This window comes from Pelagibacterium sp. (genome assembly GCF_965249125.1).
Taxonomy (GTDB): Bacteria; Pseudomonadota; Alphaproteobacteria; order Rhizobiales; family Devosiaceae; genus Pelagibacterium.
The window spans coordinates 1,609,954-1,634,722 of the sequence record NZ_OZ252217.1 but is presented as its reverse complement, the minus strand read 5'-3'; the positions used below and the strand labels follow the sequence as shown (position 1 = coordinate 1,634,722).

Genomic DNA, 24,769 nt, shown 5'->3' with positions numbered 1-24,769 from the left:
TGCTATTGCCCGATTTCGCCGCTCTTGAACGTATTGAACCTTATGATTCCGGCGGGGTCCACCTGCCCAGAGCAACAGGAATGTCCATGAAACTCAAAAACGCGATACTTGCCGGCGCTGTTGCCACGGGACTGGCCTTTTCAATGGCTGGTGCTGTCTATGCGCAGTCCGCAGACGCGGGAATGATCGACCAGGCCGAAACATCCGAAGGCCCGGCCGAAAACAACTGGCTCAAGGTCTGCAGCGATCTCGACGACGGCGGCCAGGCGTGCATCATGCGCCAGGTGGTCAGCAACACGGGCGTATTTACGGGCTCGTTCCTTCTGCGTGACGATCCCAGCCAGGAGAGCCGCCTGCTTGCAGTGGCCTCCGTGCCGATCGGCGTATTGCTACCATTCGGGCTGACCTGGCAGATCGACAGTGGCAAGCCCGTGCGCGTTCCCTACATGCTTTGTGATCCTCAGGCCTGTTCGGCTCAGTTGGTCATCAACGAATCCTATATCCAGAGCCTCAAGCGTGGCAGCACCCTTACCCTGACCGCCAAGAACCGTCAGAACGAAGATATCCACATCGATATCACTCTCACCGGCTTCACAGCTGTCTACGACAACCCCGAGGGCATCTCGATCGAAGAGCTCAATCAGGCCAACTCGACCGAAAACGTCCTTGAGCAGGTTCTGCAGGACCGCGCCAACCAGCTCCGCGAGGAAATGGAAAACGGCGAGGCCGCGCCGGCGACCGAAGAGGCGCCTGCCCAGTAGGAGGTCGATGGGCCCGAGTATTTAAGGCGGACCGTGTGGTCCGCCTTTTTTATTGCCCCATGCCAAAGGAAATTGCGTGCTTTCGCAGCAGGGGAGAAGTCTTCAGCGCCCAGAGCCCGACGCTCCGTAGCGCCTGGGCCGGCAAATGCGGCGAGAGCAGGGAGGTAAACAGCCCACCGACAAAGGCACCCGTTCGCGTCAGGTCACCCCGTCTTGCGGTGCCATAACCGCGCGCGACGGCTTCGGCCCAGCCATACGATCGAGGATTGGCTACCTTCAGGCAGGCATGGAGACTTGCCACGTCCCGCAGCCCCAGATTGAGCCCCTGCGCGCCGATTGGTGGGAACGCATGCGCCGATTCGCCCACCAGCACCGCCGCGTCGCGTCCGGCCACATCGACCGACAGCAGCGACAGCGGAAACACGAAACTGGGGCTGGCCACAGAAATCGAACCAAAAAGATGGTTTGTTTTTTGGTTGAGCAAGGTCACCAGATGCTCCGGCTCCCGCCGTGCATCCTCAAGCGTCTCCAGCCTGTCGATCCACACAAGATTGGCACGATTGCCACCGGCGGGAACCAGCGTGAACGGCCCATTGGGATAGTGAAACTCCACCGATTCTCCATCAAGCCCGCGCCCCAGCACCAGGTCGCAAACAAGCGCGGCCTGCTCGAACTTGCGTTCTCGCACCGCAATCCCCGCCGCCTTGCGCACGCTCGATCCCTTGCCGTCCGCTCCGACCAGCAGATCGGCCGTCAGTGTACCGCCATCAGAGAGTTCGAGATGCCAGACGCCTTCGCCCCTTCTGGCCGATTCCAGGGTTGCCGCGCGGAGGTCGAGGCGCTCACTCCCGGCCGCCGCCTTCGAAAAGCTCTCCCCGAGCCGGGCATTGGCAAAGTTCCATCCAAAGGCCCGATGGCCGAATTCCGATGCGCTGAACATCGTTTCCGGCGCACGCAGAAGCCGATTGGTCGCATCTATGATCCGGATATTTGTGAGTGGAACGCCAAGCGTTTCGGGATCGCCAATCAACCCCGCCTCGATCATGTAGTCGACCGACGGCCCCATGAGCGCGGAGGTCCTTCTGTCCACAGGGGCTTCGGGCGCCACGTGAAGCGTCGAAAATCCCGCATTGGCCGCCGCAACCGCCGTTGCCTTGCCGACGAGTCCTCCGCCGATAACGGCGATTTGTGTGTGATTGGCCATATTAACCTCAATGCTTGGCCAAGATGTAGGCCGCCAGGGGCTTGCTCGCAAGCGGCCCAGGCTGCTCTGCCGCTTTATTGCCGTTGTTGCCCGCAAATGTGCGCCTTTCGCGCGCCGGGGCGGTCGCCGTTCCAACCGCTGAGGGCAAAAATGCTGGATTTCTTCATCGAACCGGCCTTCTGGGCCAGCCTTATTCTTCTAACCGGCATCGAAGTGGTGCTGGGAACCGAAAACGCCAATCTGATTGCCAACCGGGTCGCCGCGCTGCCCGAAGAGCAACGCCGCCGCGCTGCTTTTTTGGGGGCGGGCATCGCCACGATTGTCAGACTGGTCCTTCTGGCGATTATTCTCTGGCTTCTCGGACTGGACCGCACCGCCTTCGATCTGGCCGGCTGGTCGCCCAGCTGGGGCGAGATCGTGCTCCTGGGCGGGGGCCTGTTCCTGGTCTACAAGGCCATTACCGAACTCCATCTCCTTGTCGAGCCGTCCTCGGTTCCAAAAGACGCCCCCGACCTTGGCTCTGCAGATCGCCCGACACTGGCCATCGCCCAGCTTGTCGCGCTCAGCGTCATTTTCTCGGTCGATTCCGTAATTCTCGCTGTGGGCCTGACCGTTTATGTCCAGGCCATGGTCATTGCTATCCTCGCAGCGGCCGTAATCCTGCTCTTGGCCGCGGGTCCTATCGGCACTTTTATTGCCCGCCACGCCGCCGTCAGGGCTACAGCGCTTGGAATCCTGTTTGTCGTGGGCACCGTGCTGATTGCCGAGGGGTTGGGCATGCCGGTCCTCCGCGGCTATCTCCATATCGCCATGGGCGCTGGCGTTCTGGTTCTGGCCCTCTCCAAGCTCATCCATCGTCCCCGGCACGACGAACGCGTTGAACCGTCTGCGCCAATCCAGGAACCAGTGGCGCCGTCGCCTGCTCCAGTGGCCGCTCAGATCCCGGTCCATGACCGCGCCGAACCGAGCCTTGAACCGGCGTTTCTGGTGCCCGATCCGTCCTTTGAGGACCTCGAGCCCGCCATGACGGATCCGATACAAGAGGACGAACCCGGCTCGATCCAAGGCGACGAACACGAAACGCCCGGAGAGACATTGGCAAAGGAAATCCCCGACAGCGACGAACCGCCCCTTGGCGAAGACGATACCGCTGTGCAAAAGTCGCGCCGGAAAAAACCCATGCTCCTCCGGCGCCGGCCGCAAAGGCTGCGCACGGCCAGAAGAAGAGAATAGGCAGGAATATGAAAGCTATTGTCGTTGACCAGTTTGGTGGCCCTGAAGCCCTCGATTTCCGTGATGTTGAAATCGGTGAGCCCGGCTCGGGCGAAATCCGGGTGCGCCATCACGCCATCGGCGTCAACTTCATCGATACCTATCACCGCACCGGGCTGTACCCCAATCCGCTGCCCCTGGTTCCAGGTTCCGAAGGCGCCGGAGAGGTTGTTTCGGTCGGCGCCGGTGTCACCGGCTTCAAACCGGGTGACCGCATCGCCTATCAGGGTACCATCGGGTCCTACACCGAAGAGCGCATTATGCCCGCGGCGAAGGCTGTCCTGCTGCCCGATTCGATCGACTACGAGACAGCGGCCGGCATCATGCTCAAGGGCCTCACTGCCTATTACCTGCTGTTTCTCACATGGCCTGTGCGCTCGGGCGAAACCATCCTGTTTCAGGCCGCCGCCGGTGGCATGGGCCTGATCGCATGCCAATGGGCCAAATCGATCGGTGCGCGGGTCATCGGCACGGCTGGCAATCCTGAGAAGGCCGCCCTCGCCAAGGCCAATGGCTGCGATGAGGTCATCAATTATTCAGAGGAAGACTTTGCCGTCCGGGTTCGCGAGTTAACCGGCGGCAAAGGCGTTGACGTGGTCTATGACGGGGTAGGGCAGGCCACCTTCGAAAAATCTCTCGACTGCCTTCGCCCCATGGGCCTCATGGTCAGCTATGGCAACGCCACCGGGCCGGTTTCCGTCCCTGATCTGGGCGTCCTCGCCCGCAAGGGTTCGCTCTTTGTGACCCGTCCGATCGGCGCCCACTATTTTGCCGAACGTCCAGCGCTGCTTGCAGGCGCCAAGGCCCTGTTCGCCGCGGTCGAATCGGGAGCCATCAAGCCCCATATCGGCCAGCGCTTCGCCCTCGCCGAAGCCGCCGACGCCCACAGGGCGCTCGAGGGCCGCAAGACTGTGGGCTCAACCATCCTTCTGCCCTGATTGGCTCTGTCGCAAGGGCGGGGGCTGTGGTAGGGCCTCCGCCCAACGTGACGGGATAGAGGAAATAGCGGTGGTTCGTGCAACGCTGATCGGTTTCTCCGCGATCCTCATGTGGTCGCTGCTGGCGTTGTTTTCGAGCTTGTCGGGCGCGGTGCCGCCATTCCTTTTGTGCGCCTTTTCCTTCGCCGTGGCTACACTGGTTGGCCTCGTGGCGACCAGCCGTCGTGGCAAGCCTCGCGCCCCCGGCGCCAAAGTCCCGCTTGCCGCATGGGTGGTCGGTATCGCGGGCCTGTTCGGCTACCACTTCTTCTACTTCACGGCCGTGCGGAACGCCCCGGTCATCGAGGCCAACCTCATAAACTATCTCTGGCCGCTGCTGATCGTGCTCGGTTCGTCGCTGATGCCGGGGGAGGGCCTGCGCTGGCACCACGTGGCCGGTGCCCTGCTGGGGTTGATAGGAACGGTGCTGATCGTCTCCGACGGCGGTCGCTTCGCCTTTGAGGCGGAATATGTTTTCGGATACGGCATCGGCGTCCTGGCGGCCATAACCTGGGCCAGCTATTCCCTTGTCTCCCGACGCTTTTCCCAGGTGCCCACGCGTATGGTCACCTGGTACTGCGCCGCCGCTGCTCTGCTCTCGCTTGCCTGTCATATCGCGCTTGAGGAAACCGTCATGCCCGCCAACACCGTCCAATGGCTGGCAGTGCTCGGCATGGGCCTGATGCCGGTCGGTGGGGCGTTTTTTGTGTGGGACTATGGCGTCAAGCACGGCAACATTCAGGTCCTCGGTGCCGCCAGCTATGCGGCACCGCTGCTTTCGACCCTGCTGCTGATCGTTTTCGGCATCGGCGCCCTGACCCTCCCGATCGCCATTGCCTGCGTGCTCATAACCGGCGGCGCCATGTTGGCATCCAAGGACATGATTATCCGTCCCAGGCCCAAGCCGCCCATAACTGTGGTTTGATCCTCTGGACAGCCCCGCGCCGAACAGCTAAACCGCGTTTCGATCAGCCAGCCCTCTTTCGAGGGTTTGCGGCGCTCAACGGGTGGGTGGCAGAGTGGTTGATTGCACCGGTCTTGAAAACCGGCGGGCGTGAGAGCGTCTCGGGAGTTCGAATCTCCCCCCACCCGCCATTGCTCCACCTTACACAATGGCGCGCCCGACTTGCCGGCTTTACCGTTCCAGATGATATCGGGGCAGGGCGGCCCGCTGCCGTCACGCGCCAGGGCGCCGCTCGATTTTTTAGCCGGAGATGGCAGAGTATCCTGAGGAAGGTCCGGGCAGGTCTAGAATTCGGATTCACCCGCCCCTGGCGCTCGCAGATCCGCAGCACTGGGCAGGGCGCCCTGATTTGTGGACAGCGTGGCGGCAATTCCCAACTCATGCGAAGTCGTGCAGCCATTGGGCTCGAAATTGCTCGACACGCACTCGACCTTGATCTTCTGGCTGACGTCAAGCTCCGGGCCTCCTTGGGAGGCAGACGAACATCCGGCCAGAACGGACAGGCAAAGCGCGGCAGCAAAAACTCTCATTTGGATCCGTCTCATCAACCGGTCAGATGTCGATCCTATGCCCTGAAAGGTGGAAATTTTCCAGCCTTTCTTGCATGATCCCTTGACCCAATGATGTCCGGGCAAACTCAGCGTTCATGACCGGCAAAACGGCTAACGCGGATCGGCCGCACCCTTGTGGCGGAAAGCCCATTGGGGCACCACGACCACATTGCCATCGCTCTCACAGCCATTGCGGCGATAGGCAAGCTCCCACGCCCCCTCGATGATTTCCTCGATCGACAGGCTCAGGCAGCTTGGCAGACTCTGGGAGCGGCCTAGATTTTCAAGAACCGCTTCGGCCTGGCCGCACACGGCCCGCTGCTGCAATGTTTCTGATGTCATGTGCTTCATGGCGCCTATTTCACCATCGAGATGCCAAAACCCGGCAAACGCATTGCGAAAAAATTGAATAAATCGCGCCCGGCCCGGTCAATCTCTAGGGAAGGCTTGGAGGCTCGCGATCATCCTTGTCGCTGTCGGGCATGCGCTGATAGCGCCGGCGCGTGATGATATACATCACGACTGCGACCACCAGAGCGCCCCCGAGCATGACGAATCCGAACTCGGCGGCCGAAAGCCCAAGCGTCAGTAAGGTGACAACCAGAACGACGAGACTGGCCGCAATTATGAAAATCCGCATGGTGCCTCCATCCCTATGGTCATCGTGTCGTGTTTGACTTGCCAATGCAAGCACACCCGGCTACGCCCTGACAGGCGTTGGATAAAGGGCAGGGACACGCAATGGACAGCGTTATCGAGATCGTTCCCACACTCATGCCGCTCGGCGACAGCGGCGTTCTCGTGCGCTTTGCCGACCGCCTCGACCTGAAAGCCAACGCGGCCGCTGTCGCCTTCGCAAGAAACCTCGAAGCCAGCCCAATTCCCGGCGTCGTCGAAATCGTCCCCAACCTTGTCTCGGTTCTGGTTCGCTATGACCCCCGGCGCATCGGCTATGCCTCTCTCTGCGGCGAATTGAGGCTCTTGGATCGGGCCCGGCATGACGACGCGCAATCGGTCCGCCACACAATAGCGATTACCTATGGCGGCGAGGACGGTCCCGATATCGCGGCCGTGGCGAGCGCCTTAGGGCTGACGGTTCCCGCCTTTATCGATGCCCACAGGGCCGAGCCACTGGACGTTCTCGCCGTCGGCTTTGCCCCGGGGTTTGTCTATTGCGGCATGCACCCGGACGACCTCCTTGTACCACGCCGCGAAACGGTCAGGCGCTCGGTTCCGCCCGGCAGCATCCTTTTCGCCGCTCGCCAGACAGCCGTCGCCGCCACCCCCGTGCCCACCGGCTGGGCGGTTATCGGGCGAACCAGCCTCATCAACTTCAACCCCGCTGCGTCCCCGCCCACGCAACTACGCGCAGGGGACAAGATCGCCTTCGAGGCTGCCCGATGAGCCGCATCATCCTCACCCGCGTCAGCCCGATGACCACAATCCAGGATAGGGGGCGGCCCGGACTTTTCGCTCACGGCATAGGTGCTTCGGGTCCCATGGACCGCACCGGCTATGCACTGGCCGCGACCATGACCGAACAGCCATGCGGCGCCGCGATCGAGATCGGGCCTCTTGGCCTCGATTTCACCTATCAGGGAACGCCTCTCACGGCTGGGGTAGCTGGCGGCACATTTGCGCTGACTGTCGATGGCGGGGCTCACCCTTGGCCCGCCCGCATCGAACTTGTCGAAAACACCAAAATCTCCATAAAACCGGGCCCGAGCGGCAATTATGCCTATCTGCGCCTTGCAGCGGAAATCGGTGTCCCGCTGGTTCTCGGCAGCCGATCCACCAACGCGACGGTGGGGTTGGGCGGCCTTCATGGCCGTATGCTCGCCGTCGGCGACGAGCTCGATCTTAACGCATTGACCGACCCGCAAACCGAACCGGCGCCCCTCGAAACGTTCGCATCCGAAGACCCGATCCGTTTTATCTGGGGCGTTCACGCCGACATGTTTTCCGACACCATCCGTGCGGCCTTCGCTTCGGCCGATTTCCGCATATCGGCCCGCATGGACCGCATGGGCGTCCGGCTCGACGACACGGGGGCGGTCTTCGCCGATGCAAAGCTGCTCAACCTCGTCTCCGACGCCGTGGTGCCCGGCGATATCCAGATTCTCGGCGATGGGACACCGATCGTCCTTATGCGCGATAATCAGCCGACCGGTGGCTATCCACGCATCGGCACGGTGATCGACGCAGACCTTGATCGCTTCGCCCAAATACGCGCGGGCAAGATGGTGCGCTTCGAGCCGGTCACCGTCGCGCACGCGCACAGGATCGCCAGATGGCAGAACTGATCGATCTCAACGCCGATCTGGGCGAGGGCACAGGCGACGACCTCGCCATGCTCGAAATCGTCACCAGCGCCTCGATCGCCTGTGGCGGCCATGCCGGCAACGAGCAGACCATGCGCGCCGCCATCCGTGGCGCGCTGGCCAATGGCGTCCGCATCGGCGCCCATCCCGGTTTTGAGGATCCTGACAATTTCGGGCGTCGTCGCCTCGATCTGCCCAACGAAGCGATCCGCGATCAGGTTCTGGCCCAGATAGCCCGCCTCGCGGCCGTCGCGGCGGAGGAGGCGGCGTCCATCGCCTACCTCAAGCTCCACGGTGCTCTTGCCAATATGGCCGCGGAGGATGAGGCGCTTTCCCACACCATCTTCGCAGGCGTCGGCTGGCATCATCCCGGAATGGCCATTCTCGCCCTGGCGGCTTCGGCCCAGGAGAGAATCGCCCGCCAACTCGGCCTTCCGGTCATCGCCGAAGCCTATGCCGATCGCGCTTACACGCCGGACGGATTGCTTGCCGCGCGCAGCCTCCCCGGCAGCGTTCTGGAAGAAACCGATGCCGTCGTCGCCCAGTGCCTTCGACTCGCCGAGCAAGGAGAAATCGTCGCGATCGATGGTGCGATCATCAAATCGAACGCCCGTTCGATCTGCCTGCATGGCGACACTCCCGGGGCCCTCGAGCATGCCCGTGCGGTGCGCGATGCCCTGAAATCTCGTGGCCTGATGTAGCGGCTCACGCCGCAAGATTGCCGTTGCGTTAAGAAAACCTACACAAACCTATGGTTTTTGGGAGGTTCGAAGCAGAAAAGCACCCAAATCCTGGGGAGTGCTTTCCGCAAAAGTCGAACCCATCTTGCGGTTCGAAAGCACGACAATCTTGTTGGTATTGGGTCAGATTGTATGAGCTCGAGTATCGGATCGGCGCGCCGCCGTTCTCTCTTTGCCGCCCTCGGCACATCCGTGGCCGCCGCCGTGCTGCTGGCCGGGTGCAGTGGTGCCGACCTCTTTGCAGGCAATGAATTTTTCTCCGAATCCTCGATGGGCGTCAAAGCGTCGCCGCGAGTCACCACGTCACGCAATGTTCCCAAGGGCGGTGGGCGCTATATGGTCGGCCAGCCCTATACGGTGGCAGGCAACAGTTTCGTTCCGCGTGAACAACCCGATCTCGACGTGACCGGCCGCGCCTCCTGGTACGGCCCCGCCTTTCACGGTCGTCTTACCGCCAATGGCGAAATCTTTGACATGTATGCACTCTCGGGTGCCCACCCCACGCTGCCCCTGCCGTCCTATGTGCGTGTCACAAATACCTCAAATGGCGCATCGACCATCGTTCGGATCAATGATCGTGGCCCGTTTTCCTACGAGCGTACTGTCGATCTTTCGCGTCGCGCCGCCGAAGTCCTTGGCTTCCAGCAGCAGGGCACGGCAAATGTCCGCGTGCAATATATCGGACCGGCTCCGCTCAATGGCGACGATACGAAATTTCTCGTCGCCTCGATCAATCAATTGACGCCATACGAGATCCAGAACAACACGCGCATGGCTTACCAGGAACCGGTGCAGGTCGCCAATACGGCGCCGCCCCAGGTCGGAGCCTCCGTGGCACCTACGCCCGTTCCTCGTCCCGCAACCGCGTCGGAGGCTGCCGGAAGCATTGTAGCGCCCCAATACATTCCGTTCCAGGTCCTGTCCTATGCTGGCGCGACGAGCCTTGAAACGGCATCTGGGCCCAGCGGCACGCCAATCCGCATGGCGCTTGGCACCTTCAATGACGAAGCGGTGGCCCGAGACATTGCCACTCGGTTCGCCGTCCTTGGGGCCGTCGATACCACAACGCTGGTGCAGGGCGATCAGGCGGTGACACATCTCATGCTCACCCATCTTCGCGAAGGTGTGAGCGAAATCGACGCGATGGATCTGGCAAGCTCACTTGGCTTGTCGTCGCCGATTTTGTATTGATGGAACAAGGCTTAACAAAAAGGGGCGCCGCAGCGCGGCCGGCTTCATGGTTCGTCTGGAACATGCCTTCCGCATAGTGCTCGTCGGACTGGCCGTCCTGGCTGCTCTGGCCGGCCCTGCCAGTGCCCAGCTCGATTTCGATACCAGTGCTCCATACGCCATTCTGGTCGACCATGAATCGGGCACTGTCCTGTTTCAGAAAGAAGCCGACGCAAGGATCGAGCCGGCCAGTATGGCCAAACTGATGACCATCGCTGTCGTCCTCGACATGGTCAAACGTGGCGCGCTCAACCTTACCGATCAGTTCTTCATCTCCGAACATGCCTGGCGTACCGGCGGCGCGCCCTCGGGCGGCTCGGCGATGTTCGCGGAACTGGGCTCTCAGATCAGCGTCGATGATCTGTTGCACTCGGTCATCATCCAGTCGGGCAACGATGCTTCTATCGCCCTGGCTGAAGGCATCGCGGGCAGCGAGTCGGTTTTTGCCGACATCATGAACGAATTCGCCGACGAAATCGGTCTCACCGACTCCCATTTCACCAACGCCAGCGGTCTGCCCGATCCCGATATGTACGTAACGGCCCGCGATTTGGCCAATCTGGCCCGCTACATCATCCGCGAGTTCCCCGATTACTATCCGGTCTTTGCCATCGAGGAGTTCACCTGGAACAATATCCGCCAGTCCAATCGAAATGGCCTGCTGGGCTTGGGCATCGGGGTCGATGGCCTCAAGACCGGCCACACCGAAGCTGCCGGCTATGGCATCGCCGCCTCGACCACGGAAGGAGGCCGTCGTCTTGTGGCCGTGCTGCACGGCATGGACAGCGTCAACCAGCGCAACGAGCAGGCGCGGGCGCTTATCACCTGGGGTGCCCGCAGCTTCGAGCGCATCCCCGCTTTCGACAATGGCGCAATTGTAGGGCGGGCCAGCGTCTATGGGGGCGAGCAGGCCAGTGTCGGTCTGATCGGTGAAGGCAGCATCGATATCTACCTCCCTCGCGGCAACCGCCGCTGCCTTTCGGCCAGCATCACCTATGCCGCGCCCATCCTTCCCCCGGTTCGTGCCGGCGACAGGCTTGCGCAACTCAACATACTTTGCGATGACCAGATCATTCAGACCGCTCCGCTCTACGCGGCAGAAGCTGTCGAACAAGGTGATATCGTACGCCGGGCAACAGATGCGCTTTGGGAACTGGCGTTCGGCTGGTTCTGAACAACGCAAACTGCGCCGATCCGGCGGCCGCAACAGGATTTGATACGGACACGATGGCGGCAGACCAGCACCGATCGATCACACCCCGATTCATCACGTTCGAGGGTGGCGAGGGCGTGGGCAAGTCCACCCAGGTGCGCCGACTTGCCGAACGCCTGTCCGAACTCGGCATTTCGGTTGTCCGCACCCGCGAACCTGGCGGAACCCCCAAGGCCGAGGCCGTCCGCTCCTTCATCCTGCAGGGCAAGCCCGAAAGCTGGGGCGTCGGCGCCGAGGCCGTGCTGTTTGCGTCCGCCCGCCTCGATCATGTGAACCAGCTGATCGCGCCGTCGCTGGCCGAAGGAAAGTGGGTCATTTGCGACCGCTTCGCCGATTCCACCCGCGCCTATCAAGGGCTGACCGGCGGGGTCGACGACAAGCTGATCGACGCGCTGGAACATCTGGCGCTTAACGGTCACACACCCGATCTGACGATAATTCTGGACATGGACCCCGACATCGCCTTCGAGCGCGTCCGCAAACGCGCCGCCGAAGATGGCATGCCCGCCATCGCCGACCGTTTCGAGAAGGAGGATCTCGCCTTCCATCGCCGCCTGCGCGACAATTTCCTCGCCATCGCCATTACCAATCCCGGCCGCTGCGTCGTCCTCTCGGCCGATACCGAGGAGAACGTGCTCACCGAAGCCATCTGGCGGGCCGTGCTCGATCATTTTCCTGATCTGGCCCGGGAAGGATTGGCGGGGTGAGTGTCGAACGTCGCGAAGCCGACCAGATCGCCAACGTGCCCGCACCTGAGTTCGGCACGCTTGTAGGCCATGGCGAGGCGCATGCCTCGCTTTTGAATGCGCTGGAGCGCAACCGCGTGCCAAGCGCCGTCCTGCTGCACGGCCCGCGCGGCATCGGCAAGGCGACCTTCGCCTTCGAGATCGCCCGTCAGCTTCTCTCGCGCACCTCCGACGAGTCCGAAGAAAGAATAAGCGCCCAGGTCGCTGCGCTCTCGCACCCGAACCTGTTTTTGCTGCGTCGCTCCACCGATCCCGCCAATTCCGAAAAATACTATTCGGCCATCCGCGTCGACGACGTGCGCGCAATGCGCGATTCCCTGCACCAGACGCGGGGCAGGGCGGGCTACCGCATCGCCATCATCGACAGCGTGGACGATTGCAACATCAACTCGGCCAATGCGCTGCTCAAGACCCTCGAAGAACCGCCCGCCGACACCATGTTCATCGTGCTTTCCCATCGGCCCGGCGGCATGCTGGCCACCATCCGCTCGCGCTGCCAGAGCTTTGGCCTGCGCCCGCTCACCGATCCCGATACCGCCACCGTGATCTCGCGGCTCCGCCCTGAGCTGACGTCCGAAGATGTCTCCCGTGCTGTGAGCTTTGCCGCCGGTCGCCCGCGCCGAGGCTTTGAATCGCTCATGCTCGAGGAAGGCGACGTTCTCGACGCGCTCCAGACCTGGCTGAAAAGCCCCGCGAGCCATCCCACCCGCGCCCATCTCAAGATCGCCGATGGACTTGCCGCATCCAAAGGGGCCGAATTGGGCTTTGCCCAGGACATGATCCGCGACTGGCTCGCAGCCGAGGCCGAAACCGCCGCCCGCGCAGGCCGTGCCGCACGTTTCCGCCTTGCTTCGGCCAATGGCCTGTGGGAGAAGGCCAACGCTCTTATCGCCGATGCCGATATCTACAATCTTGACCGGCGCCAGACGCTGGTCGCAGTCTTTGATTTCCTGCGCGACCATGTGCGCAGAACCACGCCCGTGAGCTGATTTTCCTATGAGCCGCCCGACCTTCTACATCACCACGCCGATCTTTTACCCCAACGGCGTCCCCCATATCGGCCATGCCTATACCGCCATCGCCAGCGACGTCATCGCGCGCTTTCACCGGCTGGACGGCAAGGACGTGTTCTTTCTGACCGGCACCGACGAGCACGGTCAGAAGATGCAGCAGACCGCGGAAAAAGAGGGGATTACCCCGCTCGAACTGGCGACGAAAAACTCTCAGGCCTTCAAGGATTTGTGGGCGACCCTCAACATTTCCTACGACGACTATATCCGCACCACCGAAGAGCGCCATCATGCCGCTTCGCAGGCCATCTGGAACAGAATGGTCGAAAAGGGCGATATCTACCTCGATTCCTATTCCGGCTGGTATTCGGTCCGTCAGGAAGCCTTTTTCGACGAAAAGGAAACCACCGTCGGCGAGGATGGCGTCCGCCGCGAACCGCTCGGCTCGCCCGTCGAATGGGTCGAGGAAGAAAGCTATTTCTTCCGCCTCTCGGCCTATGGCGACAAGCTTCTGGCCCACTACCAGGCCAAGCCCGGTTTCATTCTGCCCGCCGAACGACGCAACGAAGTCGCCAGCTTCGTTAAATCGGGCCTGCGCGACCTCTCGATCTCGCGCACGACCTTCGATTGGGGCGTTCCCGTGCCCAACGACCCCAAGCACATCATGTATGTCTGGGTCGATGCCCTGACCAACTACATCACCGCCGCCGGATACCCCGAGCAGAGCGCCGAGCGCTGGAAATACTGGCCCGCCGATATTCACATGATCGGTAAGGATATCGTGCGCTTCCACGCCGTCTATTGGCCTGCCTTCCTCATGAGCGCCGATATTGAGCTGCCCAAACGCGTTTTCGCCCACGGCTTCCTGTTTAATCGCGGCGAGAAGATGAGCAAGTCGGTCGGCAACGTCGTCGATCCTTTCGAACTCGTCGCGAAATATGGCCTCGACGCCATGCGTTATTATTTCCTGCGCGAAGTCTCGTTCGGCAGCGACGGCTCGTACAATCACGAAGCCATCGTCAACCGCATCAACGCCGACCTTGCCAACGATCTGGGCAATCTCGCCCAGCGCTCGCTCTCGATGGTTGCGAAAAACTGCGACGGGCAGGTTCCCACCCCCGGCGAATTGTCCGCCGAGGACAGCGCGATCCTTTCTGCCGCAGACGCCCTGCTCGAAACCTCGCGCAAGGCGATGGACGATCAGGCCATCCACCAGATGCTCAATGCCGTCTGGCAGGTGGTGGCAGATGCCAACCGCTATTTCGCGGGGCAGGAGCCCTGGGCGCTGCGCAAAACCGATCCGGCCCGCATGGACACCGTGCTCTACGTCACCATCGAGGTGGTGCGTCAGGTCGCCATTCTCGCCCAACCGGTCATGCCGGCATCGAGTGAAAAACTGCTCGACCTTCTGGCTCTCCACGCCGAAGGCCGCTCCTTCGAGCAACTCGGTTCCTATGGGCGTCTCGTCCCCGGCACCGCGCTGCCGCCGCCGGAGGGCGTCTTTCCCCGCTATGTGGAAAAGGACGAAGGCGCGGCCTGATGCTTGTCGATAGCCACTGCCATCTCGATTTCGACGTGCTGGCCGACGATATCGACGGCGTCCTTTCGCGCGCACTCGACAATGGCGTCAGCCATTGCGTCACCATCTCGACCCGCATCCGCCGCTTCGAGACCCTACTGGCCATTGCCGAAAAGCATGATAACGTCTTCTGTTCAGTCGGCACTCATCCGCATAATGCGCATGAAGAACTCGACATAAGCATAGATGAAATAATCGCTTTATCGCTGCATCCGAAATGCGTCGCCATCGGCGAAGCGGGCCTCGACTATCATTACGATTCCTCGCCCCGCGACGCGCAGGCCCAGGGTTTCCGCACCCACATCGCTGCCGCCCGACAGACCGGGCTGCCCTTGGTCATCCACGCCCGCGCCGCCGATGACGACATGATCGCCATACTCGAGGAAGAAACCGGGCAGGGGGCATTCCCCTTCGTCCTGCATTGCTTCTCGTCAGGCGTCGAACTGGCGCGCCGCGGCCTGGCGCTGGGGGGTTACGTCTCCTTTTCCGGCATAGTGACCTTCAAGAACGCCACCGAAATCCAGGAGGTCGCCAGATTCGTCCCCGAGGATCGCTTCCTCGTGGAAACCGACGCTCCATACCTCGCGCCGGTGCCCCATCGCGGCAAACCCAACCAACCCGCCTTCGTGCGCCATACCGCTGAAAAACTTGCCGAACTGCGCGGCATCCCATTCGAGACCATCGCCGAGCAATCCACCCGCAATTTCGCCCGCCTGTTTTCCAAGACAGGGCTGGCCGTATGACCGACAAGCCCGCCACCCGGCTGACCGCCCGCATCCTGGGCTGCGGTTCGTCTGGCGGCGTCCCGCGTATCGGCAATGTCTGGGGCGCCTGCGACCCTGAAAATCCCAAAAACCGGCGCCTGCGCTGTGCACTGCTGGTCACCGGCACACGCGACGACACCGATGGCGTCACCCGTGTTCTCATCGATGCAGGGCCCGATTTGCGCGAACAGATGCTCGCCGCGCATGTGCCGGAAATCGATGCGGTGCTTTTCACCCACGAGCACGCCGACCATACCCATGGCATTGACGATCTGCGCGTCCTGGCGCTCAACGCCAAGCGCCGTGTCGATGCCTATATGTCGATCGCAACCGAAGTCCGCCTGCGCGAGGCATTCGGCTATTGCTTTACAGCCCCCCAAAACAGCTCGTACCCGCCCATCCTCAATACGAACTCCATTGCTGACGGCGAGGAAGTAATCATCGGCGGAGCAGGGGGCTCCATAACGTTAAAGCCCTTCGAGCAGCAGCATGGGTCGATCACCTCGCTCGGTTTCCGTATAGGTAAATTCGCCTATTCCTGCGATCTTTCGGGCATTCCCGAAACGTCCCATTGGGCAGTTGACAATCTCGACACGTGGGTGCTGGACGCCCTGCGTTACACGCCCCATCCAAGCCATATCAACCTTGAGCAGGCTCTTGCGTTGATCGAAACGCACCAGCCTCAGAATTCAATTCTCACCAATCTTCACGTCGATATGGACTACGTCACCCTCGCAGCCGAAACGCCGGATCACGTAGCGCCTGCCTTCGACGGCATGGAGATCGACATCGCGCTTTAGGACCGCTACGGTCTGCTCCCACGCGAGTGCCCGCCATGAGCAATCCCGACAGTGCTGAAACCGCCATTCGCGACACGCGCTGGGTGCTCCCGGCCACGATTTTGGGGTCCAGCCTGGGCTTTATCGACGGCTCGGTCGTCAATGTGGCTTTGCCGGCCATCCAGTCCGATCTCGATGCGGGCCTTGCGACCGCCCAATGGGTGGTCAATGGCTATATGCTCATGCTCGGCAGTCTCATCCTGCTCGGCGGCACCATCGGCGATCGTTTCGGCCAGCGCCGGATCTTCCTGTTCGGCCTTGTCGGCTTTGCCATTGCTTCAATCGCATGCGCCCTCGCCCCGTCTCCACTCGCTCTGGTCGTTGCGCGGATTGTCCAGGGCGTCGCCGCGGCTTTCCTTGTTCCATCGAGTCTGGCGCTGATCGGCTCGGCCTTTACGGGCGAAGCGCGCGGCAAGGCCATCGGCACATGGGCCGCCGTTGGCGCTCTGACCACAGCGCTCGGCCCACCGTTCGGAGGTTGGCTTGTCGACACGATCGGCTGGCGCGCCATCTTCTATATCAATATCCCCATCGCCGCCGCAGCACTGGCCATGGGCTGGCGCGTCGCCACGGCAACCGCTGGCCGCACGTATCGCGATTTCGACATTGCCGGCACCATCGCCATGGTTGCCGGGCTTGGTCTGCTCTCTTACGGCCTCATCACGGCAGGGGAGGGCAACACAGCCTTCGGCGGCCTTGCCATTGCCGCCTCAATTCCCTTTGCGATCGGCTTTTTCTTCATCGAGCGCCGCGCCAATGAGCCGCTCGTGCCCATGTCGATGTTTGCCAACAGCCAGTTTTCCGGCGCAAACCTGCTCACCATAACGCTCTACGCCTCGCTTTCAGGCTCGCTGTTCATCCTGCCTTTCGTGCTGATCTATGCAAACGGCTATAGCGCGGCCATGGCCGGCGCCGCGCTTCTGCCATTCTCTATCCTGCTCGGCCTGGGCTCGCGTTATGCGGGGGCGCTTGCCAAGCGCATCGGCACCCGCATCATGCTGATCGCCGGTCCCGCGACGACCGGCGCTGGTTATGTCGTACTAGCCCTGATTGTCGATTTGGGCGGCTATTGGCTGGCCTTTTTCCCGGGTCTTGTCATCATCGGGGTGGGCATGACGATAACCGTCGCACCGCTCACCACTGCTGTCTTTGATGCGGCACCCGACGATGCCGGTGGCACCGCCTCGGGCATCAACAACGCTGCCTCGCGCGTCGGTGGCCTCGTTGCCGTCGCCGCACTCGGCTTTGCCTTCGGCGGTTCCGATCTGGCAGCGCTTCCACCTGAAGCCCTGCGCACATCCTATCGCTGGATCATGGCCGCGGCAGCCGTCCTGGCCTTCATCAGCGCACTGGCCGCGACTGCAACGATCGGCAAAGACAGGGCAGGGCGCTCGGAACCTTCCTGAATCACCGGCCGAGCCGCGCTTCAAGCGCCGCGATGTCTTCCGCAAACCAGAGCGTCAGTCCCTTGTTGGTCTCATAGAGATAGTCGTGGAACGCCTTGCTCGCCGCCACATGGCCCGAGACATCCCCGACAATGACGATCCTGATGCGATAATTGGCCGCTTTCTGGGCGATTTCACCCAGAAGCCCCGAGCGCAGGTCGAAAACCTCCTCCGGCAAGCAGCCGGTCGGCACAGCAACGATTTCCACCTCTTGCTCCCACGCCAACCCAATCAGATCATTGGCCACAGTCGCAGCCGGCAGATCATGGGAGGCATCGAGAACGAAAACATTCAACTTGGCGATTTTGGTAGCGGTACGGAGCATTCGCCTGGCCTCGCGGTGAAACAGGCGCCCTTGTATCAGACCCCTGATTTCTGGGGTAGTGTCCGGCCGCAAAGGCTTCGCCCGTTGCGTAACAAATGCGTCACAGCAATTGCCTGGTGGGCGAAACTCCAGCAATCTGCAAATGCGGGTTGTTGGCAAGGAGCATGAGATGACCAGATTTGGGCTTGTTGCCGGCATGCTGTTGGCCACAATCGGCATGGCCAGCGTTGCCAACGCCGAAACCTTTCGCTGGTCGGCAACCACCGATCCATCGACCATGGATCCCCATGCGGCCAATCTGGCGCCAGTCACCTCGTTTCTCAACAATGTCTACGAAGGGTTGGTCCGGCGCGGCAAGGACATGTCACTGGAGCCCTCGCTGGCCACCGATTGGGAACCGCTTCAGGATGAAGACGGTTGGCGCTTCCACTTGCGCGACGGCGTGAGGTTTCACGACGGTTCGACCTTCAGCGCCGACGATGTCCTGTTTTCCTATGAGCGTGGAATCTCCGAACAGTCGGACGTTCGGTCATGGTTCGCACCCGTATCCGAAGTTCGGGTGGTGGACGATCTCACCGTTGACATCGTGCTCACGGCGCCAAATCCGATTTTCCCGGACTCCATCGCCAACTGGATGATGATGGATCGCGACTGGGCAGAGGCCAACGGCTCGACCGCTCCGGCCCGCGACCAGCAGACCGCCGCTACCTTGGAGACCAATGGCACTGGACCCTTCATGCTTGTCGATCGGGAACCCGGGGTCGAAACGAGCTTGGTGCCGAACCCGGACTGGTGGGATACCCCCGAGCACAACATCACCGAAGCCATCTTCAATCCCATCAGCTCGGCGGCAACCGCCATTGCCGCCCTTGTTTCCAATGAGGTGGACATGCTGGCTTCTGTCCCGGTTCAGGACGTTGACCGTCTGCGGGCCAGTGAGGGCATAACGATCTTTGAGGGGATCGAGGCCCGCGTCATCATGCTCGGCTTCGGTCACGACAAGGACACGCTGTATTTTGGCGATGCGTCGGTCGAGGGCAATCCCTTTCAGGACGTGCTGGTGCGCGAAGCCGTGGCGCACGCCGTCGACGTCGATGCCATCGATCAAATCCTTATGAACGGCCTCGCCAAGCCGGCCAGCCAGCTTCAGCCCGCCGGCCTGTCGGGCTACTCGGAGGAACACGCCGCCCGTCCGGAATTCGATCTCGAGCGGGCAGCCGACCTTCTGGCCGAGGCTGGTTATCCCGACGGGTTCAGCTTCAATTTCAAGTGCACGAACGATCGCTACCTCAATGATTCCGAGGTCTGCCAGGCCATCGTGGCAATGCTGGCCCAGATCGGCCTTGACGCCCAACTCGAAGCAATTCCGGTAGCGGGTTATTGGACCGAACTGCGCGAGGGCAATTACGATATGTATCTGCTCGGCTGGTCGCCCGGCACCTTCGACGCCGAGCATCCGATCCGCTTCCTTGCCCACACCCCAACCGATACCTTGGGCACCTGGAATTATGGCGGCTACTCAAATGCCCGCATCGATCAATTGCTTCCCATGGTGCAATCGGAACTCGACAATCAAGCGCGTCAGTCGATGCTCGACGAGATTGCCGGCATTCTGCAGGAGGAGGTCGCCTATGTTCCGCTCTATGAAGAACCTCTCATCTGGGCGGCACGCGACGGTATCTCGGTTGTTCAACGTCCGGACAATTTCTTCATGCTGCGCTGGGTAACTGTCGATCGCTAAGGCTACCGGGAAAGCGGTGATTTTCTCAAGAGGCGCGCAAGGAGAAGGGCTTGGCGCGCTTTCTGGAGCTATCGCACGAGCTTTTGCGGGCCACTCCAGATCGATAAAAGTTCCATAATATATATTATGCGAATCAACGATCTCGACATTCGCTGCTCCAACGCGGTCCGCCCGGCTGCCCCAAAATTTACGACCACGGCACGAAATCCACCTCTGGCCAGACGGTCTTGATCCTCTCGCCCTTCTCATTGTGTGCCTGCCGGCTCCTGCCCAATCGGTTCGGTGTCACGCGGAATGCAAACAGATCCTCGAGCCCGAACGGCGCGTCGATCTCGACATCGCCATGCTCATCGAGGGCGACGGCAACCGCATGCGTCCGCGATGCGTAGCGCGTCAGCGCTTCGGCCGATGATTTCAAGGGCGGCACATCGAACCCGAATTTCGCGCCGAACCACAGATGCACGCGTGCCTGATTGCGGATTTCGACGGGCACCGGCGCACCCAGCAGCAGGCCGCCGACCCGCTTTATGACTGCGTCTTCAGCCTCGTAACTGAGGTCGGCATCGTCGAAATAGATGACGTCGATATCCTTGACGCCATACCAGGTCGGTCGCCCCGTCAGTGCGTTCCAGACTGTCTGGTATACAGCTCCGCCACCGACCAATGCCTGCGGCAGCGCCGTCGCCCGCAAGACCTGCAGAACGCCTGTCAGCCCGCCATTGGCACGCACCAGCGCCTTCAGCGCGGCCTGTTGGTCGCCTGGAGAGGCTCCAGCATATCGCAAATGATCCGTCATGCTGAAAGCCTAAGGGAGTCGACGTGCCCGCCCTACTCCACAGTTACCGATTTCGCCAGATTTCTCGGCTGGTCGACGTCGGTCCCCATAAACACTGCCGTGTGATAGGCCAGAAGCTGCACCGGCACCGCCGCCAGGATCGGAGCAACGAACGGGTGAACGCGCGGCATCTCGATGATGTCGTTTATGCCGTCGCCAGCCTCTGCCTTGCCTTCGGCATCGGTAATCAGGATGATCTTGCCGCCGCGCGCCGCGACCTCGTGCATGTTCGACAGCGTCTTTTCCATCAACTCGTCGGACGGCGCCACCACGATCACCGGCATCTCCTCGTTCACCAGCGCAATCGGCCCGTGCTTGAGTTCGCCCGCGGCATATCCCTCGGCATGGATGTAGGAGATTTCCTTGAGCTTGAGCGCACCCTCCAGCGCTATGGGATAAAGCTGCCCGCGACCCAGATACAGCACGTCGTTGGCTCTTGAAAGGTTGCGCGAGATATCCTCGATACGGCCCTCAGATCGCAGCATTTCCGAGATGTTGCGTGGCAATTCGATCAATGCCCGCACCAGTGCATGCGCATCCGAAGGGCTCAGCACCCCACGCGCCTGCCCCGCGGCAATCGCCAGGCTCGCAAGGATCGATAGCTGCGCCGTTGTCGCCTTGGTTGAAGCGACCGCAATTTCCGGCCCGCACAGGGTGGGGAAAATCACATGGCTTTCCCGCGCAATCGTCGATTCCTGCACATTGACCAGCGCCGCGATGTGCTGGCCCTCATTCGCGGCGTAGCGTAGCGCCGCCAGCGTATCGGCCGTCTCACCCGATTGCGAAATCACCAGCGTCAGCCCGTCCGCATGCAATGGCGGCTCGCGATAGCGGAACTCCGAAGCCACATCGACGTCCACCGGCAGCCGCGCATAACGCTCGAACCAGTACTTGGCCACCAATCCGGCGTAAAAAGCAGTTCCGCACGCCGTGATCGTCAGCCGTGACAACTTCGCGAAATCGAAAGGCAACTCTTCGCGCAGCTTTACAGTCTCGCCCGCCAGATCGAGATAATGCGCCAGTGTGTGCGACACGGTTTCGGGCTGTTCGTAAATCTCCTTGGCCATGAAATGACGATGATTGCCCTTGTCGGCCAGCGCCGCCGATGCGGAAGACACCTGCAGTGCCCGCTCGACCACATTGCCGTCAAAGTCGAAAATCTCGACCTTGCCCGGCGTAATCACCGCCCAATCGCCCTCTTCGAGATAGGTTATCTGGTTGGTGAACGGCGCCAGCGCGAACGCATCCGACCCCAGATACATCTCGTTGGTGCCATGACCGACCGCGAGCGGCGATCCCTGCCGCGCCGCAATCAACAGCTTGTCCTCTCCCGCGAACATGAAGACCAGCCCGAACGTGCCCCGCAGCTTAGCCAGCGTGTTTGCTACAGCCTCTCGCGGCGTCGCCCCCCGCTCGATTTCCCGCGTCACCCACAGCGCCACCGACTCCGTATCGGTCTCGCTCCTGGGAGAATATCCGTCCCTGGCAAGATCTTCGAGCAACTCCTTGAAGTTCTCGATGATCCCGTTGTGAACCACGGCGACCTTGCCCGCCAGATGCGGATGTGCGTTGCTCTCGGTCGCGCCGCCATGGGTCGCCCAGCGCGTATGCCCGATCCCGATGATTCCCTCGAGGGGCTCAGCAGCCAGTTTCCCGGCGAGATTGTTGAGCTTGCCCTCGGCCCGCCGCCTGTCGAGCCCTTCGCCGGTCAGGGTCGCAATCCCGGCGCTGTCATAGCCGCGATATTCAAGCCGCCGCAGCGCGTCCACGAGTCGGTCGGCAACCGGCTCGACCCCGATGATTCCAACGATGCCACACATGCCGCGCCCCTTACTTTTGTTCCTTGATGGCCTTGAACCGCGCGTTCAGCGCCTTGCCATAGCCGGGCTTGTTGACCTGCCGTGACCGTCCGATCCCCAGTGCATCCGCCGGAACCGGCTCTGTAATCACCGACCCCGAGGCAACATAGGCGCCATCCCCGATCTCCACCGGCGCCACCAGCGCCGAATTGGACCCGATAAAGGCATGCTCGCCAATCACGGTCTTGGCCTTGTTGTACCCGTCATAATTGCATGTCACGGTTCCCGCGCCGATATTGGCGCCCGCCCCGATATCTGCGTCTCCGATATAGGTCAGATGGCTAACCTTGGCCCCCTGCCCGATATCGGCGTTCTTAACCTCGACGAAATTGCCCACCTTGGCCCCTTCGCCCAGTTCCGCTCCCGGCCGTAGCCGTGCGAAGGGCCCCACATTAGCTTTTGGCCCGATATGCGCGCCCTCGATATGGGAAAACGCGTGGATCACCGCGCCGCTCTCAATTTTCACCCCCGGCCCGAAAACCACATTGGGCTCGATCTCGACATCTGCCGCGATCTCGGTATCGAACGAGAAATAAACGCTGGCCGGATCGTGCAGCGTTACGCCCGCCGCCATGAAATCCTCTCGTCGCAAGTCCTGGAACACGGCCTCGGCCCGCGCCAGCTGCGCGCGGTCGTTGACGCCCATGACATTGTCTTCGGGCGCCACTGCATAGCCCACCTTGTGCCCCGCGGCATTGGCCAACTCCACAAGGTCCGTGAGATAATATTCGCCCTGCGCGTTATCGGTGCCCACCTTGTCGATCAGCGAAGCGAACACTTCGGCGCGGAATGCCAGAATGCATGCGTTGCAGAGCCCGATCTGCCGCTCGCTCTCGCTGGCGTCCTTGTGTTCGCGAATAGCCAGCAGCCTTTCGCCATCGGTGATAAACCGCCCATACCCGGTCGGGTCCTTAGGTTCGAACCCCAGGATCGCCACATCGAGCCCGGCATCGAGCCGTTCGGTGACCCGCGAAAAATCCGCGCCGCGCAGCAGCGGATGATCGCCATACACTACCGCGACATAGCCCTTGGCTCCCGCAAAAGCCGGCCGCGCCATGGCCGCTGCATGGGCCGTGCCCTTGCGCTCGGCCTGCTCGAAAAACGTAACGTCGGGGTCAATCCCGGTCATCGCCTTGCGCACAGCCTCGTGTCCCGGGCCGGTGATCATGGCGATTTTCTGCGCGCCCGCTTCTCGCGCCGCCGCAAGGACATGTCCGGCAATCGGCCGTCCGCCAACTTTATGGAGCACCTTGGGGTGAGCGGATTTCATCCGCGTTCCCTCGCCCGCCGCCAGAACGATTGCCATAAGATCGGTCATGAAACTTCCCCAGCCTTTACCTGCCGCCCCTCTTGCGCACCTTTATGGCAGCACGGTGTTGGCAGAACCCCTAACAGACCGGTGTAACCGCTCCGTTTACATTTGCATGCCTAAAGTCAGCTTTGATCTGATTCGCCCAGGAAGCGGGACATATTTAGGTGCAAAAGCCCAAACGGTTCTCCTTGCCAGCCGATCACGCCGATGTCGCCCCCTGGGCCATCGCCGCGCTTGTGTGTGGCGCGCTCGCCGTCGCCGCGGTCAACCTCTCCGCGCTGCTGCCTTCCCAGGTTCTGGGCGGCCTGCATACGCCCTATCGGGACGGCGCCAACTATTATCAGATGCGCAGCCAGCTGTCCGAACTGGCCGAAGACAGAAACCGGATAATGGGTGAATATCGGGCCCTGGTGGCCCGCTTCAACCTTCTCGATGACGATAGCGGCGAGGCGATCCGGCGTCTGGGCGCCCTCGAAAAAAGCCTCCCCCTTCTGATCGAATCCCTGCCGCTTTCAAGCGACATCGACCGTTCGCTGCTCACCGCGTCGATTTCTGAAGCCGCAGAAGAAATCTATGAGTTCGACGGCGGCACAATGGTCGTGCGTTATAGCCCGCTGTTTGATGGCGCGGCCCCGCGGCCGACCGCCGATCAACCCATGCCGCCGCCCCTTGCACCCCCGGCGCCGGCCGTCCCGGCCGCCGCTCCGGTCGTTGATCTGGCCCTTCAGGGCGTTGCAATTGGCCGCAGTGTTCCGCTTGCCGAATCTGCCGCGCTCTATGCCGAAATAACCGAAACCGCCGGCATGCTTTTGCTCGGCACATCGCCTCTCGCGGCGGCGTCCGAAGGCTCCGATCAGAGCCGGATCGTTCTTGGCCCCCTTCCCGGCCTCTCGTCCGCGCAGGCTCTGTGTGCCCGAATTGAACGGCTCGATCTGCCTTGCGAACCCGCTCCCTATGCGGGCGCCCCCCTGCCCCTTTAGGACCAGTAGTCTTCCGTCGGGCCATGCCCGCTGCCATCAGCTGGGCGGCCGGTCAATAAACGGGTTGACTCGGCCGGGGCAGGCACTATGTTCCGCGCGTC

25 protein-coding genes and 1 tRNA gene are annotated in these 24,769 nt (G+C 61.8%); 18 read left to right on the top strand and 8 right to left on the bottom strand.

Annotated features, from left to right (window positions below):
- Positions 1 to 86: 86 nt before the first annotated feature.
- Entirely contained in the window at positions 87 to 761 is a 675-nt protein-coding gene (locus ACP148_RS08075) for an invasion associated locus B family protein (RefSeq protein ID WP_421950414.1), read from the top strand.
- Between the two features lie 49 nt (positions 762 to 810).
- Here ACP148_RS08075 and ACP148_RS08070 read toward each other — a convergent pair whose 3' ends face one another.
- Complete coding sequence (locus tag ACP148_RS08070; RefSeq protein WP_425033361.1) at positions 811 to 1,965, bottom strand: FAD-dependent monooxygenase; 1,155 nt, start codon at positions 1,963 to 1,965, stop codon at positions 811 to 813.
- 150 nt (positions 1,966 to 2,115) lie between these two features.
- Here ACP148_RS08070 and ACP148_RS08065 point away from each other — a divergent pair, with 150 nt between their 5' ends.
- From ACP148_RS08065 to ACP148_RS08050, 4 genes are all read left to right on the top strand, one after another.
- A complete protein-coding gene (locus tag ACP148_RS08065) occupies positions 2,116 to 3,198 on the top strand; it encodes a TerC family protein (protein WP_421950412.1) in 1,083 nt (360 codons plus the stop codon).
- An 8-nt stretch (positions 3,199 to 3,206) separates the two neighbouring features.
- A complete protein-coding gene (locus ACP148_RS08060) occupies positions 3,207 to 4,175 on the top strand; it encodes a quinone oxidoreductase family protein (RefSeq protein WP_421950411.1) in 969 nt (322 codons plus the stop codon).
- Between the two features lie 70 nt (positions 4,176 to 4,245).
- Positions 4,246 to 5,139: a DMT family transporter gene (locus tag ACP148_RS08055; RefSeq protein WP_421950410.1), complete on the top strand. Its 894-nt coding sequence runs from the start codon at positions 4,246 to 4,248 to the stop codon at positions 5,137 to 5,139.
- Between the two features lie 80 nt (positions 5,140 to 5,219).
- Positions 5,220 to 5,309 (top strand) — tRNA-Ser (locus ACP148_RS08050).
- A 153-nt stretch (positions 5,310 to 5,462) separates the two neighbouring features.
- Here the strand turns inward: ACP148_RS08050 and ACP148_RS08045 are convergent.
- The 3 genes from ACP148_RS08045 to ACP148_RS08035 form a co-directional block, all read right to left on the bottom strand.
- Positions 5,463 to 5,708 (bottom strand): hypothetical protein, encoded by a 246-nt coding sequence (locus ACP148_RS08045; protein ID WP_421950409.1) that lies wholly within the window; start codon positions 5,706 to 5,708, stop codon positions 5,463 to 5,465.
- 132 nt (positions 5,709 to 5,840) lie between these two features.
- Entirely contained in the window at positions 5,841 to 6,071 is a 231-nt protein-coding gene (locus tag ACP148_RS08040; protein ID WP_421950408.1) for a hypothetical protein, read from the bottom strand.
- Between the two features lie 94 nt (positions 6,072 to 6,165).
- Positions 6,166 to 6,369 carry a hypothetical protein gene (locus tag ACP148_RS08035; protein ID WP_421950407.1) on the bottom strand — a complete coding sequence of 68 codons (204 nt, stop codon included), beginning with the start codon at positions 6,367 to 6,369 and terminating at the stop codon, positions 6,166 to 6,168.
- A 101-nt stretch (positions 6,370 to 6,470) separates the two neighbouring features.
- On the opposite strand from ACP148_RS08035, the gene ACP148_RS08030 reads away from it, so the two are divergent.
- From ACP148_RS08030 to ACP148_RS07980, 11 genes are all read left to right on the top strand, one after another.
- A complete protein-coding gene (locus ACP148_RS08030) occupies positions 6,471 to 7,133 on the top strand; it encodes a 5-oxoprolinase subunit B family protein (RefSeq protein ID WP_421950406.1) in 663 nt (220 codons plus the stop codon).
- Positions 7,130 to 8,032, top strand: coding sequence for a biotin-dependent carboxyltransferase family protein (locus tag ACP148_RS08025; protein ID WP_421950405.1), 903 nt, complete (start codon positions 7,130 to 7,132; stop codon positions 8,030 to 8,032). The genes ACP148_RS08030 and ACP148_RS08025 overlap by 4 nt, the downstream gene beginning before the upstream one ends.
- Positions 8,020 to 8,751: a 5-oxoprolinase subunit PxpA gene (locus tag ACP148_RS08020; protein WP_421950404.1), complete on the top strand. Its 732-nt coding sequence runs from the start codon at positions 8,020 to 8,022 to the stop codon at positions 8,749 to 8,751. Before ACP148_RS08025 ends, ACP148_RS08020 begins: the two co-directional genes overlap by 13 nt.
- 171 nt (positions 8,752 to 8,922) lie before the next feature.
- The gene (locus tag ACP148_RS08015) at positions 8,923 to 9,981 is read left to right on the top strand and encodes a septal ring lytic transglycosylase RlpA family protein (protein WP_421950403.1); all 1,059 of its coding nucleotides are present in this window, start codon (positions 8,923 to 8,925) and stop codon (positions 9,979 to 9,981) included.
- A gap of 46 nt (positions 9,982 to 10,027) precedes the next feature.
- Positions 10,028 to 11,194, top strand: a complete 1,167-nt coding sequence (locus ACP148_RS08010) for a D-alanyl-D-alanine carboxypeptidase family protein (RefSeq protein WP_421950402.1) — start codon at positions 10,028 to 10,030, stop codon at positions 11,192 to 11,194.
- Between the two features lie 53 nt (positions 11,195 to 11,247).
- Entirely contained in the window at positions 11,248 to 11,940 is a 693-nt protein-coding gene (gene tmk, locus ACP148_RS08005; protein WP_421950401.1) for a dTMP kinase, read from the top strand.
- The gene (locus tag ACP148_RS08000) at positions 11,937 to 12,968 is read left to right on the top strand and encodes an AAA family ATPase (RefSeq protein ID WP_421950400.1); all 1,032 of its coding nucleotides are present in this window, start codon (positions 11,937 to 11,939) and stop codon (positions 12,966 to 12,968) included. The genes tmk and ACP148_RS08000 overlap by 4 nt, the downstream gene beginning before the upstream one ends.
- A 7-nt stretch (positions 12,969 to 12,975) precedes the next feature.
- Complete coding sequence (gene metG, locus ACP148_RS07995) at positions 12,976 to 14,529, top strand: methionine--tRNA ligase (RefSeq protein WP_421950399.1); 1,554 nt, start codon at positions 12,976 to 12,978, stop codon at positions 14,527 to 14,529.
- Positions 14,529 to 15,311 carry a TatD family hydrolase gene (locus ACP148_RS07990; RefSeq protein ID WP_421950398.1) on the top strand — a complete coding sequence of 261 codons (783 nt, stop codon included), beginning with the start codon at positions 14,529 to 14,531 and terminating at the stop codon, positions 15,309 to 15,311. Before metG ends, ACP148_RS07990 begins: the two co-directional genes overlap by 1 nt.
- On the top strand, positions 15,308 to 16,132 hold the full coding sequence (locus tag ACP148_RS07985) for an MBL fold metallo-hydrolase (protein WP_421950397.1): 825 nt from the start codon (positions 15,308 to 15,310) through the stop codon (positions 16,130 to 16,132). The genes ACP148_RS07990 and ACP148_RS07985 overlap by 4 nt, the downstream gene beginning before the upstream one ends.
- Positions 16,133 to 16,167: 35 nt before the next feature.
- The gene (locus tag ACP148_RS07980) at positions 16,168 to 17,577 is read left to right on the top strand and encodes an MFS transporter (RefSeq protein ID WP_421950396.1); all 1,410 of its coding nucleotides are present in this window, start codon (positions 16,168 to 16,170) and stop codon (positions 17,575 to 17,577) included.
- Position 17,578: 1 nt separating this feature from the next.
- On the opposite strand, the gene ACP148_RS07975 is transcribed toward ACP148_RS07980, so the two are convergent.
- Positions 17,579 to 17,941 carry a DUF4180 domain-containing protein gene (locus tag ACP148_RS07975; protein ID WP_421950395.1) on the bottom strand — a complete coding sequence of 121 codons (363 nt, stop codon included), beginning with the start codon at positions 17,939 to 17,941 and terminating at the stop codon, positions 17,579 to 17,581.
- A 169-nt stretch (positions 17,942 to 18,110) separates the two neighbouring features.
- On the opposite strand from ACP148_RS07975, the gene ACP148_RS07970 reads away from it, so the two are divergent.
- Entirely contained in the window at positions 18,111 to 19,682 is a 1,572-nt protein-coding gene (locus ACP148_RS07970) for an ABC transporter substrate-binding protein (protein ID WP_421950394.1), read from the top strand.
- Positions 19,683 to 19,869: 187 nt separating this feature from the next.
- Here ACP148_RS07970 and ACP148_RS07965 read toward each other — a convergent pair whose 3' ends face one another.
- Genes ACP148_RS07965 through glmU form a run of 3 tightly spaced genes read right to left on the bottom strand, consistent with a single transcriptional unit; the run spans position 19,870 to position 23,694 of the window.
- Positions 19,870 to 20,478, bottom strand: coding sequence for a nucleotidyltransferase family protein (locus ACP148_RS07965; RefSeq protein WP_421950393.1), 609 nt, complete (start codon positions 20,476 to 20,478; stop codon positions 19,870 to 19,872).
- 32 nt (positions 20,479 to 20,510) lie between these two features.
- On the bottom strand, positions 20,511 to 22,337 hold the full coding sequence (gene glmS, locus ACP148_RS07960) for a glutamine--fructose-6-phosphate transaminase (isomerizing) (RefSeq protein ID WP_421950392.1): 1,827 nt from the start codon (positions 22,335 to 22,337) through the stop codon (positions 20,511 to 20,513).
- Positions 22,338 to 22,347: 10 nt separating this feature from the next.
- Positions 22,348 to 23,694, bottom strand: coding sequence for a bifunctional UDP-N-acetylglucosamine diphosphorylase/glucosamine-1-phosphate N-acetyltransferase GlmU (gene glmU / locus ACP148_RS07955; protein WP_421950391.1), 1,347 nt, complete (start codon positions 23,692 to 23,694; stop codon positions 22,348 to 22,350).
- Positions 23,695 to 23,852: 158 nt separating this feature from the next.
- On the opposite strand from glmU, the gene ACP148_RS07950 reads away from it, so the two are divergent.
- Entirely contained in the window at positions 23,853 to 24,668 is an 816-nt protein-coding gene (locus tag ACP148_RS07950) for a hypothetical protein (protein ID WP_421950390.1), read from the top strand.
- Positions 24,669 to 24,769 lie beyond the last annotated feature (101 nt).